This window comes from Lysinibacillus sphaericus, from assembly GCF_002982115.1.
Taxonomy (GTDB): domain Bacteria; phylum Bacillota; class Bacilli; order Bacillales_A; family Planococcaceae; genus Lysinibacillus; species Lysinibacillus sphaericus.
Window position 1 is genome coordinate 2,347,804 of the sequence record NZ_CP019980.1, and the last position, 16,703, is coordinate 2,364,506.

At 36.7% G+C, this 16,703-nt stretch carries 14 protein-coding genes and 1 other annotated feature; of the genes, 13 read left to right on the forward strand and 1 reads right to left on the reverse strand.

Annotated elements, in window-relative coordinates; all coding sequences use genetic code 11:
• Positions 1-120: 120 nt before the first annotated feature.
• From LS41612_RS11950 to recQ, 11 genes are all read left to right on the forward strand, one after another.
• Complete coding sequence (locus LS41612_RS11950) at positions 121-417, forward strand: chorismate mutase (protein WP_024361673.1); 297 nt, start codon at positions 121-123, stop codon at positions 415-417.
• The gene (locus LS41612_RS11955) at positions 414-1,025 is read left to right on the forward strand and encodes an anthranilate synthase component II (protein ID WP_024361674.1); all 612 of its coding nucleotides are present in this window, start codon (positions 414-416) and stop codon (positions 1,023-1,025) included. Before LS41612_RS11950 ends, LS41612_RS11955 begins: the two co-directional genes overlap by 4 nt.
• Positions 1,006-2,466 (forward strand): aminodeoxychorismate synthase component I, encoded by a 1,461-nt coding sequence (gene pabB, locus LS41612_RS11960; protein ID WP_024361675.1) that lies wholly within the window; start codon positions 1,006-1,008, stop codon positions 2,464-2,466. Before LS41612_RS11955 ends, pabB begins: the two co-directional genes overlap by 20 nt.
• Positions 2,456-3,358 (forward strand): prephenate dehydrogenase dimerization domain-containing protein, encoded by a 903-nt coding sequence (locus LS41612_RS11965; RefSeq protein WP_024361676.1) that lies wholly within the window; start codon positions 2,456-2,458, stop codon positions 3,356-3,358. The genes pabB and LS41612_RS11965 overlap by 11 nt, the downstream gene beginning before the upstream one ends.
• Positions 3,359-3,388: 30 nt before the next feature.
• Entirely contained in the window at positions 3,389-4,915 is a 1,527-nt protein-coding gene (locus LS41612_RS11970) for an MFS transporter (protein WP_024361677.1), read from the forward strand.
• 108 nt (positions 4,916-5,023) lie between these two features.
• Positions 5,024-6,484, forward strand: a complete 1,461-nt coding sequence (locus LS41612_RS11975) for a pyridoxal phosphate-dependent decarboxylase family protein (RefSeq protein WP_024361678.1) — start codon at positions 5,024-5,026, stop codon at positions 6,482-6,484.
• Between the two features lie 286 nt (positions 6,485-6,770).
• Entirely contained in the window at positions 6,771-7,085 is a 315-nt protein-coding gene (locus tag LS41612_RS11980) for a hypothetical protein (RefSeq protein ID WP_024361679.1), read from the forward strand.
• Between the two features lie 164 nt (positions 7,086-7,249).
• Positions 7,250-7,467 (forward strand) — a binding site (T-box leader).
• 41 nt (positions 7,468-7,508) lie between these two features.
• Positions 7,509-9,182, forward strand: a complete 1,674-nt coding sequence (gene argS / locus LS41612_RS11985) for an arginine--tRNA ligase (RefSeq protein ID WP_029747143.1) — start codon at positions 7,509-7,511, stop codon at positions 9,180-9,182.
• A gap of 188 nt (positions 9,183-9,370) precedes the next feature.
• Positions 9,371-10,552 carry an MFS transporter gene (locus LS41612_RS11990; RefSeq protein WP_024361681.1) on the forward strand — a complete coding sequence of 394 codons (1,182 nt, stop codon included), beginning with the start codon at positions 9,371-9,373 and terminating at the stop codon, positions 10,550-10,552.
• 286 nt (positions 10,553-10,838) lie between these two features.
• Positions 10,839-11,942 (forward strand): TcaA NTF2-like domain-containing protein, encoded by a 1,104-nt coding sequence (locus LS41612_RS11995; RefSeq protein ID WP_024361682.1) that lies wholly within the window; start codon positions 10,839-10,841, stop codon positions 11,940-11,942.
• 8 nt (positions 11,943-11,950) lie between these two features.
• Positions 11,951-13,714 carry a DNA helicase RecQ gene (gene recQ, locus LS41612_RS12000; RefSeq protein WP_024361683.1) on the forward strand — a complete coding sequence of 588 codons (1,764 nt, stop codon included), beginning with the start codon at positions 11,951-11,953 and terminating at the stop codon, positions 13,712-13,714.
• A 79-nt stretch (positions 13,715-13,793) separates the two neighbouring features.
• Here recQ and msrA read toward each other — a convergent pair whose 3' ends face one another.
• Complete coding sequence (gene msrA, locus LS41612_RS12005; RefSeq protein WP_029747144.1) at positions 13,794-14,315, reverse strand: peptide-methionine (S)-S-oxide reductase MsrA; 522 nt, start codon at positions 14,313-14,315, stop codon at positions 13,794-13,796.
• A 174-nt stretch (positions 14,316-14,489) separates the two neighbouring features.
• On the opposite strand from msrA, the gene LS41612_RS12010 reads away from it, so the two are divergent.
• Together LS41612_RS12010 and LS41612_RS12015 are read left to right on the forward strand one after the other, a co-directional pair.
• Positions 14,490-15,440, forward strand: a complete 951-nt coding sequence (locus LS41612_RS12010) for an LCP family protein (RefSeq protein ID WP_024361685.1) — start codon at positions 14,490-14,492, stop codon at positions 15,438-15,440.
• 63 nt (positions 15,441-15,503) lie between these two features.
• Entirely contained in the window at positions 15,504-16,703 is a 1,200-nt protein-coding gene (locus LS41612_RS12015) for an AI-2E family transporter (RefSeq protein ID WP_024361686.1), read from the forward strand.

Here is a 16,703-nt window from a genome sequence, read left to right on the forward strand (position 1 = left end):
TTCAGATATTTGTCTACTATTTGCTATCACGCTATATCAAAGGCATTTTAAACAGATGCTCATCTGTAGCTAGAAATTTGTAGTAACGAAATGATTTCACTAGAGAAGGAGGATTAAATAATGAAAGAAGAGTTACTTGAAGAGTGGAGAGCAGAAATCGATACGATTAACACTAAAATTGTTGCACTGTTATCGGAAAGAATGGAAGTATGCACAGAAATAGCAAAATATAAATACAAATACAATGTGAATATGATGCAGCCAAAAAGGATTGAAGAAGTATTAAAGAAAACAAGCATCGTAGCAAAAGAAAACAATTTAAATCCAAAATATATTGAGGATGTATTTAAAATTATTATTAATGAAACGTGTGCGGTTGAAGATAAGTTAATCAAAGGAATGAAAGCAAACCAATGAAAACACTAATAATAGACAATTATGATTCTTTTACTAATAATATTGCGCAATATGTTTATAGAGTAACGAATGTTTCTCCTGTTGTCGTAACGAATGATTATCCTTTTCATAAAATTAATCTATCGGAATTTAATAATATCATTCTATCTCCTGGACCTGGAACGCCAGAAAAGGATGAAGATTTTGGTATATGTAAACGGATTATTAAAGAAGTGAATATGCCTATTTTAGGTATTTGTTTAGGGCATCAAGGGATTAATCATTGTTTTGGTGGAGAGGTTGGCAAAGCTCCAAAACCAGTTCATGGTTACAAAGAGCTTATTGTCAATAGTGGTGACAATCTATTTAAAGGCTTGCCAAATAGTTTTTTTGCAGTTAGATATCACTCTTTAATCTGTACTAAACTTGCGCCTTCCCTTGAAGCAACTGCTTATACTCAAGATGGTTTAATTATGGCGATTGCCCATAAAGAATTACCTATTTATGGCGTCCAATTTCATCCTGAGTCCATTGATTCGGAGTTTGGCGTTGAATTAATTAAAAATTTTATTGATATTTCTGCGGAAAAATCCTACAGGAGGCCATTACATGTACGAGATTTCGCTTAAAGAAAAGCTAGAGGGTGTAGGGTGCCCAATGCTTGTGGCGCCAAAGAATATTGAAATAGAGTGGGCGTCTTCTCCTATCGATATTTATGAAAAATTATTTTATGGTTCAAAAGATAGTTTTTGGTTAGATGGAGAGTTATCAAGTGAGTTTGGCAGTCGGTTTTCGATTATGGGAAATTGTGATATAGATGCTGCAATTTCTTTCATGTATTATGTTCAAGATTCAAGGTTGGATATAACTGGCCCTAAAGGACAAGAGTCGGTTTATGGAGATTTTTACGAAGTTATGGACTGCATATTTTCTTTAATAACCAATGAAATGCCTAAAGAGGTGTTACATCCATTTAATGGAGGAGTCATTGGCTATTTAGGATACGAGTTAAAAGCACTTCGAGGGATACCGAATAAACATAGTTCAGATTTGCCAGATGCTGTTCTTTATTTACCTAAAAATATCGTAGTGTTTGATCATCGAGATCAGAAGCGTTATGTGTGCAACTTGTGGGGTGAAATTTTAACTGTATCAGAAGCTCTACTGCAGAAAAGTGAAGAGTCTATACAAAGAAAAACGGTCCAATTTTTAATACCTCCAACAGAAGATGAGATTGACTTAGAGATATCGAGTGATGACTACAAGGACAAGATAAAACAGTGTCAAACATATATTACTGAAGGTGAATCTTACGAAATATGTTTAACAAACCGTGCTTCCCTGCCTTATAGCTTTGATCCATTGCTGCTATATAAAGAAATGAGACTTTTGAGCCCGGTAAGGTATAGCGCTTTTTTCAATACCGAACGTTTTTCAATCGTAAGTTCTTCTCCAGAAATGTTTATAAGCATTGACGAAAACGGAAAAATGGCATCGAAACCTATTAAGGGAACTAGAGCAAGAGGGACTACTGAAGAACAAGATCGTTTGGAGAAAGAAAGTTTAATGACTTCCTCAAAGGATAGAGCAGAGAATTTAATGATTGTCGACTTAGTAAGGCATGATTTTAATGAAGTTTGCCATCCTGATACGGTGAGTGTACCAGAAGCTTTTGTTGTAGAAACCTATTCATCTGTACATCAGTTAGTTTCCACAGTCGTTGGCGAATTAAATTGGGATAATGGTATTTTTAAATCGATAGGTAAATGCTTCCCTGGGGGTTCAATGACTGGAGCACCAAAACTAAGAACGATGAGAATAATAGATGAATTGGAAGAGTCTCCTCGAGGGATCTATTCTGGATCTATTGGTTGGATTGGCTTTAATGGTTATACAGATTTGAGTATTGTTATTAGAACGGTCGTCATTAAAGATCAAATTGCAACTTTTGGCGTAGGAGGAGCTATTATAGAGGCTTCAGATGCAGAGGAAGAGTTCCGTGAAACATTAATTAAGGCAAGTGTTCCGTTTCAAAGTATAAGGAGGGTTCAAAAGCACAATGAAACATGAGACAATAATAGTATTGGGGGGAAATGGGTTAATTGGGCAATTTTTATCATCATTATTAATGAAGTCAGGGCATCATCTAGTCATTATAGACAAAGAGCCGTGTGAAGGAGATTCCTTAAGAGCTGCGTGTGGCAATCTTTACTCGAACCTAGAAATTATCGTATCTGATGTACTATCTGATGATATAAATGATCTTTATTCTTCGGGGGATGCAATTATTTTTGCATTACCCGAATCCTCCTGTTTAGATGTATTAGCATCAAAAGCTCATTTGATGAAGGATGAAGTAAAAATCATTAATACATGTTCTATACAAAGCTCTTTTTTCAAGCATGGTAAAACCTTTTTACCGAATAACCCTATGGTAGGGATTAATTTTATGTTTTCACCTACTTTGCCTTATCAAGGAAGAGCGGTAGCGATTGTAAAAGAGGAAGAGTCAGAGGCATATACGATGATGAAAACTCTAATTGAATACAATGATATGGTAGTATTTGAGTTTGACCCGCATGGCCATGATGAGAAAGTTTCACTTGTGCAAGCACTTCCTCATATTTTAACGCTTTCATTGATTAGTGTATTAGGGGAGAAACATGATTTTTCAATAAACGAAATGATGCAGCTTTCTCCACCGCCTATGCAGATGATGTTATGCTTATCAGCCAGGCTAACACAAAATTCACCCGATGTGTATTGGGACATTCAAAAGTATAATCCTTATTCCGAGAAAATTAGAAATGATGTCATCCATTCTATAACGAATCTCAATCGCATCATCGAAGAGGATTGCTTCAAAGACTTTTCTGTTTTGTTGAAAAACCATGAAGAGGTTTTAGGGGAATCTTTAAATGAGCTGAAAGAAAAGTGGAACCGATATTTTAATAGCAATTAATCTTATGCTTACAGTAAAAGGAGGCATATTATGGAAGAGAAGTCTGTAAGTCCTTTTGTCACCATTGTTAAAAGTAAACCAAAACTATTGGCGCTTTTAATCATTTTATTGCCAGTTTTGAGTGTTACAATTGATAATACGATCCTGTCATTTGCCTTACCACAGCTTACATATGCATTATCACCGAGTGCTGCTCAACAGCTCTGGATAATTGATGCTTACGCTTTAGTGCTGGCAAGTCTACTTGTTACGATGGGTGGTATTGGTGACCGTAAAGGACACAAAAAAGTACTTTTTATCGGTAGTCTTGGATTTTCGATTATATCTTTTATTGTCATTTTTTCGCAAAATGCAGGCCAAATTATTGCTGGTAGAGCGGCGCTAGGTTTTTTTGGTGCAATGATTCTACCTGCTACATTAGCCTTAATACGTTCAACTTTTCTTGACCGAGAGGAGAGAAGATTAGTAGTAGCGGCTTGGGCTACTTGCTTAACAATTGGTTCTGTACTTGGACCAATTATTGGTGGTGTATTACTTACTTTCTTTTCTTGGCACGCAATCTTTTTAATTTCAATTCCTTTTTTTATTCCTGTCATATTCTTTATTCGCAATTTTATTACCGAATCACAAGAAAAGTTAACTGGCAGAGTAGATTTCTTCAGTATTGGCATGTCTTTCATTGCCATGTTTGGTATTATGTTTGGATTAAAACAAGTTGCTACTGGTGGAGAATGGCAAGTAAGCTTACTAAGCATAGGGATTGGTGCTATTTTTGCTGTGCTGTTTGTAAAACGACAGCTTGTATTACCTAATCCTTTGTTAGATATGAGTCTGTTTAGAAATAAAAGCTTTTCGTCGCTTGTCTTTATCAATATGGTCAGCTTAGGTTCATTAATAGGATTTATCTTCTTTGCAACACAATTACTTCAAATATCTCATAGAATATCGCCATTAATTAGTAGCTTTATCCTTGTACCAGGTGAAATATTAGCGATTATTTCTGGAATAGGTATCGTTGTCATCGCGCAAAAAGTTAAGCCTAATTTTATTATTAGTGTGTCCCTTATTCTTATTGCGATTTCTTTTTTAGCCGTCTATAGTTTAACACTGACACCTCTAATAATTGGTTTAGCTTTTCTGTTCATTAGTAGTGGTGTGGGCATCATTACTACAGTATCCAATGACCTTATTATTTCATCAGTTATTCCTGAAAAAGCGGGTGGGGCCTCGTCGGTAAGTGAAACGGCCTATGAAGTTGGCGTTGTCCTTGGTACGACGTTAATTGGGGGAGCGATTACGTGGTGGTATAGACAATCGTTTTTACTACCAGATTATCTTCAGACCAAGATTTCAGAAGGTTCGACAGATACGCTTGCAGGTACTTTAGCCGTAAGTGAGTCGTTACCAAAAGATTTATCGACTGATTTGCTCAATATTGCAAACTCTGCCTTTCTAAAGGGCGTTGAATATACGAGCTTAGCAGCCTTTTGTTTCATTTTACTTACTGCTATTTTAACTTTCTTTTTTATTAAAGAAGAGCATCCCTCTAATCATTGAAATTAGGGGGATTTTTTAGTGGAGAACGAATTATTGGTAGGGTGACCAACATTAATTGCTAAAATCATGGCACTTGCTGAACAACTTAAAATGAAGGAATGATGATATATGAATAACAATATCGATAATATAATTGAAATAGAAGAGACAATGATGAACTTTATAAGAAAATTTTTATCAGATCAGCAAAATTTGCATAGCCAAAAAGTCATTGAATTCTCAAACGACAATGTATTTCAAATATTGGATGATTTAGCGATACCAAATGAAGGTAGACCGATGTGCGACGTTCTATCTGATGCAGTAGATTTTATTTATAAATATAGAGCTAAGCTAAATCATCCTCGTTATTTTGGTTTTGTACCAGGTCCTGCATCACTCATCTCTTGGGTAGCTGATGTTGTAACCAATGCTTACAATATGCATGCAGGAAGTTGGATGTCAACACCTACGGCTAGTTATATTGAAAAGGAACTGATCGCTTGGTTAAATAATAAAATTGGTTACACCGAACAATCTGGAGGAATTTTTGTATCAGGTGGTTCGATTGCAAATATTACTGCGTTAACAGTAGCGCGCGATAACAAATTAAATGGCGACCTTGCCAAAGGAATAGCCTATATTTCCGATCAAACACACTCATCTGTAAAGAAAGGTCTTAAAATAATTGGTGTAAGCGATCGTAATATTCGAATTATTCAAACGGATAATTTTAAATTAAATACAATGATGTTGAATGAACAAATAAAAGCAGACTTATCATTAGGCTTAAAGCCATTTATAGTAATTGCGAGTGCTGGTTCCACTAATACAGGAAGTATTGATCAGATGGAAGATATTCATCGCATTTGCCAAAAGTTTAATCTTTGGATGCATGTTGATGGGGCTTATGGTGCGACTGTCCTTTTGTCAAAAAAGCATAAAAGTAAATTAAAAGGGATTGAAAAAGCTGATAGCGTCAGTTGGGATGCCCATAAATGGTTATTTCAGACGTATGGTTGTGGTATGATTTTGGTTAAAAATAAAAACTTATTATTTCATAGTTTTCATACTAACCCTGAATATTTAAGAGATGCACAAATAAATAATGAAGAAATCAATTTTTGGGACTTTGGTATGGAACTGACACGCCCAGCTAGAGCGCTAAAGCTGTGGTTCACGTTGCAAGTTCTGGGGTCGGATAAGATGGAGGAATTTATTAATCATGGTATACGTCTAGCAGAATATGCAGAAAGTGAAGTATTAAAGTACAAGGATTGGAACATTATAACGAAAGCGAACTTGGCAATCGTCAATTTTCGATTTTCACCACCGCATTTTGACGATGAAATCATAAATAAAGTGAATACAGAAATTTCGAGAAAAATGGTTAGTAGTGCTTATGCCGGTGTCTTTACGACAATTTTAAACGGCCAAGTAGTTTTAAGAATTTGTACGATTAATCCTGAAACAACCGATATGGAAATAAAGAAGACGATTGCACTTTTGGATAAGTACGCAAGAGCCATTTCTGTCAAAATGCTTTCCGATGTCAATAAAAGCAAGGAGCTACAGACTGTCAAAAATTGAAGATGCTGTCTATTTGTTTTCGTATCATTTAGATGAAAGGTATTTATTTAATATAAAAAGAACATGTTTTGAAAATCAAAATATGTTCTTTTCTTATGGCCAAACGCATATAAACACCTTATTAGCTGTAGGTATTATACTTGTAAAAGTAGGTGTATTATTTTAATAATCAAACAAATAATGTTAACATAGAAAGATGTATATAATTGGTAATATTTACTTTGGTATAATCTAGGTGTAAAACGGTTACAAGCGAAAGAATACTTTCATTATAGGAGGATGAACAATGGAGACAAAAGAACAAATATTACACTTGTTATTGCAAAAGGGCTTTAAGTTTAGATTTTATGAAGATCAAAATTTACTTTTCTATACAAAAGAGATTACGGAACCTGTATTTGTTAAATGGTTTGCTGAAGAACACTGTCATTTGACTGACTGTGATTTAACGCATGTGTCGATTTCCCTTGAAATTACGGATAATCTCGAACGTGCGCAATATACTTTCTTTAATGGAATTGATAAACAATATATTTTTAAAGACTTACTAGAGTTTAGAGAAGTATTGGAAAAGCTACCTAATTTAATTGAATTACGCTAATGGATAATTTTTTAATGAAAGAGTGAGCTTAATGTCAGAAGGAAAAATGCTTTCTGTCTTTACTAGAAACAGTTTGACATTGTCCATCGTTTTCTACTTAAACCAACTCAACGTTGACTTGAAGGATATAATCATGTAAAATATTCCAAAATTAATTAATAAATATACATTCTGTGAAAAAGATAGTAATTCATTTTGAGCTGCTAAGCGAGTTAGGGATGGTGTGAGCCTAATGCAGATCGTTTGAATGAAACGCACTTTGGAGAAGTTTCCCGAAATACTAGTAGGGAATACCGGGGCGTCACCCCGTTATCAATTGAAAGTGGTCATAATAATGGCAACTAGAGTGGTACCACGGGAATGCAATGCTCTCGTCTCTTATTTGAGACGGGGGCTTTTTTATTTGTAGAGGAGGGAATGGATATGATAACAGAAATTGCGAAAAGTTTAGCGATCGCATTACATCAGCAAGTAACAGTAGAGGACATTAAAACATTACTTGAAAAACCTAAAAATAGAGCAATGGGTGATTTTGCCTTGCCATGTTTTAAACTGTCTAAACAGCTAAGTAAATCTCCACAAACCATTGCAGTTGAAATTCAAAAAAATGTAACGTGTGAGTTAATTCAATCCGTCGAGCTAGTTGGCGGATATGTCAATTTATTTTTAAATCAACCTCACATCACGCAACAAGTATTAAGTAAAATGATGATAGAGCAAAAATTATATGGAACAAGTCCGATAAGTAAAGGCAATGTTGTATTCGACTTTTCTTCCCCTAATATCGCCAAGCCTTTCTCAATGGGTCATTTACGTTCAACTGTTATAGGGAATGCGCTTGCCAATTTAGCAGAGAAAAATGGTTATAAGGCTATTCGTATCAATCATTTAGGCGATTGGGGTACTCAGTTTGGAAAGTTAATTGTCGCTTATCATCTATGGGGAAACCAACAAGCAATTGAAGCAGCACCAATTAAAGAATTATTGAAAATTTATGTAAAATTTCATGAAGAAGCACAACAAGATGCAACGTTAATTGTACAAGCGCGAGCGGCATTTAAAGCGTTAGAAGATCAAGATGAAGAGGCGCTTGCTCTTTGGCAATGGTTTAGAGAGGTATCATTAGAAGAATTCAAGGGACTATATCAGCTGTTAGGTATTCAATTTGATCGTTACGAAGGAGAAGCGTTCTATAATGATAAAATGGCAACGGTTGTAAGAGAATTACAAGCAAAAGAACTACTAACACTATCAGAAGGTGCATATGTGGTTGAACTTGAGGATATGCCTCCTTGTATCATCAAGAAAACAGATGGAGCTACACTGTATGCTACGCGTGATTTAGCAGCCGCCTTTTATCGACAGCAACAGTATAATCCTGAAAAAATTTATTATGTCGTGGGCAATGAACAAACATTACATTTCCAACAGTTATTTCGCGTTATTGAAAAAATGGGTTACGCTTGGGCACAAGATTTATGTCATGTGGCTTTTGGAATGATGCTTCAAGAGGGAAAAAAGATGTCAACGCGAAAAGGGAAAATGGTTCTTCTACATGATGTATTGACAGAAGCGATTGAGACTGCAAAACAAAGTATCCAACTGAAAAATCCACATTTACAAAATAAAGAAGAAGTAGCGAGGCAGGTTGGTGTAGGTGCCGTTATTTTCAATGACTTAAAAAATAATCGCATCCATGATATTGAATTTTCTATAACCGACATGATGCAGTTTGAAGGGGAAACGGGCCCATATATCCAATATACGCATGCACGCATTCACTCCATTTTAGACAAAGCAGATGGTCCACTTGAGGAAGTGTCTTTCCAACCGTTAGGACAACAGGCCTGGCAGGTCTTGTTGTTACTTGAACAATTTCCTCGTGCAATTGCGAACGCGTATGAGCAAGTTGATCCTTCCATCATAGCTAAATATGCTTTACAATTAGCTCGTGCGTTTAATAAATACTATGCAACGAATAAAATTCTAGCAAAAGATTGCTTACAAGGTTGCCGTTTAACATTATGTCATTGTGTTGCTATGATTCTAAACGAAGCATTAGCTTTATTAGGAATCGAAGCACCGAAAAATATGTGATGATACTTCTCTAAGTTTATTGTGCCAAAAGCACAAATAAAGCAGGATGCATATAAAAATAATGAAATATTGACGGTAAGCACAGAAAATGCTAAAAGAAGACTAGAAGAAATCGGATGTCTGATAACACTATTTATCAAGGACAATGACATAGTAGTGAACTTGGCATTAGAAAGGTATTCAACGTTATGAATAATAAACAATGGACAGCTTCGACAATCGTCGTTGTTGTCAGTATTTTTTTCGTCGCCCTCAATATGCGACCAGCTGTAACTAGCATAGGGCCACTATTTAATGTGTTAATGGAGTCTCTTCAAGTATCCAATACGCAAATGAGTTTATTAACATCCATTCCTGTCTTTTGTATGGGGCTTTTTGCACCAGTGGCTGTTCCGTTACAGCGACGTCTTGGTACGAAGTTTGCGATTGCGCTACTATTAACAATTATTGCGTTAGCCAATGGACTCCGATTGTTACAAGAAAGCTATGTTTTGCTTGTGGTCACTAGTTTTGCTGCTGGTCTTGCAATCGCTATTATTGGGCCGATGTTAAATGCATTTATTAAAGAAAAATTTCCTAATCGTTTCGCAACGGTAGTTGGGGTATATTCTTTTGGCATCGGGACAGGTGCAACATTAAGTGCGGCATTAACGGTATCATTTTATAATGGGTTTCATAAAGATTGGACCATTGCCCTTGGTAGCTGGGCAGTGCTGGCTGTGCTTGCTCTTATAATTTGGTTGCTTGTTATCCCAAATCAGGTAGAGCAGTCGTCTGTACAAAAGGATGAGCGAACAAAGGAAACTGTACGTAATCCGTGGAAAAGCAGCCGTGCGTGGACGATTTTACTTTATTTTGGTTTTCAAACATCGTTATTTTTCTCGATGATGTCTTGGTTAACGCCTATTTTACAAGACAAAGGCTTAACACTCGTTGCTGCTAGTTCGATGTTAACTTTTCTGTCAATCGTTCAGATGATAGGGAATATTGTTGTCCCAATCCTAATGGAAAAATGGTCAAATCGTATTCGATGGCTATTGTCATTAGGAATCATCGGTGTCAGCGGGTTTGTACTTTTATGGTTCGGGACGGGCTGGCTATTATGGATTGGCGTTTTAATTATTGGGATTGTGCTAAGTGGGTTGTTTCCTATTGGTTTATTGTTACCATTGGATGAGGCACGCACGCATGAAGAGGCAAATAGCTGGTCATCAATGGTCATGTCTGGTGGATTTATGATGAGCGCAATTATTCCTACACTAATCGGTTATTGTTATGATGTAACAGGCAACCATTCGTTTACCTTCGTTATCTTTTTGTTATTAATGTCTGGGATTATTGCTACAGCACTTGTATTAAGGAAGCAATAACTAGTATGTCTTATGCATGATGCACAAAGATAGAATGAAAAAGGCAGTAACGGCAAGCAAGTCTCCATGTCGTTACTGCCTTTGCTCGTTTAAAGAGTGCTTCTTATAACATTTCGCAAAAATGTGACAAAATGCTATGTTTCTTTAAAATAAGTAGATAAATTATTATAAATACCTTTGATTTAATTAATATAAAACAATAATTATATTATGTAAACTTGAAACAAATGACGTCGTTGTTTATGATAGTAAAGAAAGAAGTTCGATAGAAAGTATTGGTGAACAAATGCGAAAAAAGATGCTTATCGTTGGAGCGGCAACCCTCCTGTTAACAGGCTGTGGCGATCAATCCGTTGCGGAAATGTTTAACAAGGAAAAAACAGCAATTAAATCTGACAAACCCGTGGAGAAACAGGAGGAAAAGCTCATTCCAGAGGTGAAGGTTATAGGGGAGAGCGCTATTGGTGCGGGTATTATTGTGAAGAAAGACCCTTCGATGCTCTATATTGTAACAAACGGAGCGTTGGTCGCATCAAAACCTACTGCCCTTGTGCAATTTAGTAACGATAAACTTGTAGAAGCTGATGTACGCTATATATCTACTGCTTATAATATTGCTATTTTACAAGTGAAGTATCCTGCGTCCGTCAATGTTCCAACTGTTTTCAATGGCAAGTTGGATCACTTAGCAGTGTATGTCGATGGCTTACCCCACACAATTAGCAGATATAGTGACAAGGTAGCTGCTTATTATATAGATGTAGACCAAGCTTTACCACCCGGTAGCCCTGTGATGGAGGCAGAAAATGGTCAAATAGTGGGCATTTATTTTAATCGACAGCAACAGGGCGTTTCACAACCATACATATTGCCACTTCAAGATATAGTACAGTTACTTGATGAATGGATTACTGACGGCATGAAGGCAAAGGACCGTTTGTCTCAATCTAAAAATTTGTATGCTTATAGTGAAGTCGGTGACAAAGAAGCGGTGCAAAAAATGCTTGAAAAATACGGGAAGAATATTTTTGCCTATAATGAGGACGAGGTAAAAATATTTATTGATACATTTCATGAGCATTTAAAGGCGGCTGTGGGGATTAATGATGCCAGTGTGATGCAGTCTGTTACTGGTGCAGAGGATTTACAGCATACGCTTGAAGATATGGTTGCTTATTATGCGTCCAAGCAAGCCAAAATCCATTTTTCTAATACGACGATTAAACGGATAGAGAAAGTAGGGCAAAATATTATTGTGCGTGCAAAAACGGAATACGTGCTGACCAATTCAGCGGGACAGGAAGCACTTGCACATTCCATCATGACCTATGAGATTTTCAAAAATGATCAAGGCGATTACAAACTAATACGCCTTACAGCAGAGGAGTGAGAAAGAGAATGGAGCAAGCAAGACAAATGCTACAGCACCACTTTGGTTACGATTCGTTTCGCACCGGACAAGCGCAAATTATTGAACAAACATTAAGTGGACAGTCGAGCCTTTGCGTGATGCCGACAGGTGGAGGAAAATCGATATGCTATCAAATTCCGGCATTAATGCTTGAGGGTTTAACGATTGTGATTTCACCGTTAATTTCCCTTATGCAAGATCAAGTCGAGTCGTTGCGAGCAGCGAATATACCGGCAGCTTATATCAATAGTACATTATCAGCACAAGAAGTGGATGAAACGATGCAGCTAGCGAGTGGAGGTTATTTGAAGCTGCTCTATATTGCACCGGAAAGATTAGAAAGTGCTACCTTTTTACAAGCATTATCACAATTATATGTACCATTGCTAGCTGTAGATGAGGCGCATTGTATTTCGCAGTGGGGACATGATTTTCGCCCCAGCTATCGCGCCATTCAAAAACTGTTTACATTATGGGCTCAACAACCGACTGTGCTTGCCTTAACTGCTACAGCAACTCCTGCCGTCTGTGAGGATATCCGTCAATTATTATCGATTGACGAAAAGGCAACACTCATTACAGGCTTTGAACGTGAAAACTTAGCTTTTACGGTGTTAATCGGTGAAAATAAAGAGCGCTATATTAAAAATTATATTGAAAAAAATAAATCGGAAGTCGGCATTATTTATGCGGCGACACGTAAATCAGTCGACGCATTGTATGACTTACTGACACGTGCGGGTGTGTCGGTCGCAAAATATCATGCAGGACTGTCAGAGAACTTGCGTATGGCTGAACAAGAACGATTTTTAAAAGATGAGGCGCGCATTATGATTGCAACCAATGCGTTTGGTATGGGAATAGATAAAAGTAATGTTCGCTTTGTCATTCATTATCAAATGCCACGGAATATGGAAAGTTATTATCAAGAAGCGGGACGCGCAGGGCGTGATGGCCTGCCAAGTGCTTGTATTTTGCTCTACGCTTCAGGGGATGTACAAACACAACGTTTTTTAATTGAGCAGACACGTGATGAAGCGCGTATCGCACAGGAATTAGAAAAATTACAAACGATGGTCGATTACTGTCATACAGAGGGCTGCCTACAAAATGCGATACTAACATATTTCGGTGAACAGGCAGGTGCACCATGTAAACGTTGCAGTAATTGTCAAGATAACCGCGAAGTAAAAGATGTCACGGAAGACGCACAAAAGGTATTAGCTTGTGTTGTAAGAATGGGACAAAAATTTGGCAAAACAATGGTCGCGCAAGTATTAATTGGCTCCAAAAATCAAAAAGTCCTTGAATTTGGATTTTCTAGACTTTCAACCTATGGCATTTTAAAAGGGCAATCTTCGAAGGAGGTTTCTAACTTTATCGAATTTTTAATTGCGGAAGGATTATTAGCTGTTAAGCATGGCACATTTCCAACGATTTACGTATCGGAGGAAGGGAAATCTGTTTTGTTAGGCAAGCGAACAGTTATGCGAAAACAAGCCGTGACAGTTCGACTACTTGCAGACAATGATCCATTATTTGAACACTTACGCATATTACGCAAAGAGATTGCCGATGAAGAAAAGGTACCACCATTCGTCGTGTTCTCTGATAAAACATTGCGTGAATTATGCGATAAAAAGCCTTCAGAGCTGGAAGGGCTCAGACAAGTGAGTGGTATTGGTGAAGTGAAATTCGAGAAGTATGGCAAGCGTTTCTTTGATGCAATGCAGTCATTTAGCTTAAAGTAATGAGAAAAGAATCCATCTAGTGTTTTTCACACGATGGATTCTTTTTGTCTGATTTAGGAAACTGTATTTTGAGAATCTATTATTTTTTCCAATGTTGCGCAATAAATTCATCACGTCCTGATACTGCTCGATCTTGTTTATAATGGTCTGGTTCTTTTTTGTAATAGTCTTGATGGTAATCTTCTGCTGGATAAAAGTGTTGAGCATCACGAATTGTGGTTACAATAGGTTTATCGAAGCGCCCGCTATTTGCAAGCTTTTCTTTTGATGCCTGCGCAATTCTTTTTTGTTCTTCGGAATAAGTAAAAATGGCCGTTGCATAGGATTCGCCTCTGTCCTGAAACTGACCGAAGGCATCTGTAGGGTCGATTTGCATCCAATAAATATCAAGTAACTGTTCATAACTAAAAATAGAGGAATCAAATTCAATTTCGACTACTTCTAAATGGCCTGAGTTGCCTTTTTTAACGTCTTCATATGTTGGATTTTCTAAATGGCCACCCATATAGCCTGATGTAACCTTATGTATGCCGTCCCATTCTACAAATGGCTTCACCATACACCAAAAACAGCCGCCTGCAAACGTCGCTTTTTCAATCATATTCATCATCCTTTCTTTTGTGAAAATATTATAGCATTATTTTGTTCATTACTGGCAAATAGGGTGTAAAATAACGAATAGATAGATGCTGATGAGGATAGTAGGAGAAAAATGAAACTTTCCTTACTTTCAATCGTTACATTAACTATAAAAAAATAGAGGAGTTATTTTGTTATGGAAGAGCAAGACTATACAAGACGCTCGCAACGTCCTAAGAAACGTCGATTGCGTAAAGGGAGAGCACTGTTTACGTTCTTATTACTCTGTGTCATTGTCATTGCTGGATACAGCATTATGCAATATCGAAGTGGCTTGCAATTAGCTACAGACACGTTGGTACCCCAAGAAGACTTTAGTGGAGACGAAGTAAAGGACGATATTGAGAACTATTTATTATTAGGAATCGATACACGCGGTGAAGAGAAATCGCGAACAGATACAATGATGGTATTATCTTGGAATAAGAAAACAAACGATGTGAAACTCGTATCATTTATGCGGGATATTTATGCAGACATTCCAGGCTATCAATCCTATAAACTAAACACGGCGTATTATTTAGGTGGTGTTCAACTGTTAAAAGACACATTAAGTAATATGTTTGGTTTACCAATTCATCATTACGCACTTGTCGATTTTAAAAATTTTGAATCACTTGTAGACATTTTAGCACCTAATGGTGTGGAAATGGATGTAGAAAAGGATATGTCTGAAAAAATTGGTGTTACCCTTACAAAAGGTACGCATAATCTAAATGGACAGGAATTGCTTGGCTATGCAAGATTCCGCCATGATGCTGAAGGAGATTTTGGGCGTGTTGCTCGTCAGCAAAAAGTAATTGAAGCATTAAAAAATGAACTATTAGCACCGCAAAATCTATTGAATTTACCTAAATTCATCGGTGCCGCACAAGGCTATGTGACGACTGATTATTCGTCAGCAGGAGAAATCCAACAAGTTTTAAAAATGGTGTCTAAAGGGAAAGTATCGATAGAGAAAGCGACAATACCCATTGAAGGTAGCTATGATTTCCAAAACTTTAGCCATGCAGGATCTGCTATTGTGATTGATGAAAAGGCAAACAAAGATTTTTTAAGTAAATTTTTAGGAATTTCCTTGGAGTGATACTTCGCAAAAGCTAACATTATCCTGTAAAATATAGGTGAGCATTCGGATTGGGGTGAGTAGATGAGTGAAAAAAGACCGAAGGAGCATTCAAACTTCTTTTCGACGAAGTTTATCCGCTTTTTAGGTGGTAAAAATTTATTATTTACGTTAATTATTTTATTATTACTCGCATGTGTAATTTACATGTTTGGAAAAGTTTCCTTTATATTTACCCCGCTACAAGTATTATTTGAGGTTGTTATTTTACCAGGGGTACTAGCCGTAATCGGGTATTATTTATTACGGCCATTATTAGGAATACTTGAAAAGTGGCGTATCCCAAGAATTTGGGGCATTTTAATTTTATATATTGGTGTAGTGGGCGTCATTACTTTACTTGTCGTGCTGGTCTATCCATTTTTACGAGATCAATTTACGAATTTAGCGCAGGAATTCCCTGTCTATTTTATGGCCCTAACACAAAATATAGTGGAATACTTAAATAACTCACGTGTTAATGAGTATTTAGCCAATATGGATTTTAATTATGAAAAAGTCGTGATGAATTTTACAACAGATATTATTGAAACAGTAAAAGATACAGCGGCCAATTTAGCACAAGGTGTTGCAACAGGAATAACAGGTTTTCTTTCAACCTTAACAGGCATTATTTTATCGCTTGTTACGGTACCATTTATATTATTTTATTTATTAAAAGATGGTGAGAAATTACCAAAATTTGTTATGAAAATATGTCCGCCTCGCATGCGTCCAGGTTTACATGATGTTTTACATGATATGGACAAGCAAATTAGTTCTTACATACAAGGGCAAATTTTAGTGTCAATGTGTATTGGTGCAATGGTCACAATTGGCTTCTTAATTATCGGCATGAAGTATGCATTGCTACTTGGTTTTTTAGCTATGATAACAAGTGTGGTCCCTTATTTAGGACCAGTCATTGCAATTACACCAGCAGCTATTATTGCGCTTGTTAATTCGCCATTTATGCTTGTTAAACTAGCCATCGTCTGGACGATAGTACAGTTAATAGAAGGGAAGTTCATTTCGCCACAAATTATGGGGAAATCTTTGAGCATCCATCCCATTTCGATTATTTTCGTATTGCTAACAGCAGGTTCATTATTTGGTGTACCAGGTGTAATTTTAGGGATTCCAGGCTATGCGATTTTAAAAGTACTCGTCACACATTTATTTAAGCTATTTAAGCAACGATATAATCGCTACGAAGATGAAGTAGTACAAAAATATGATGTGTAA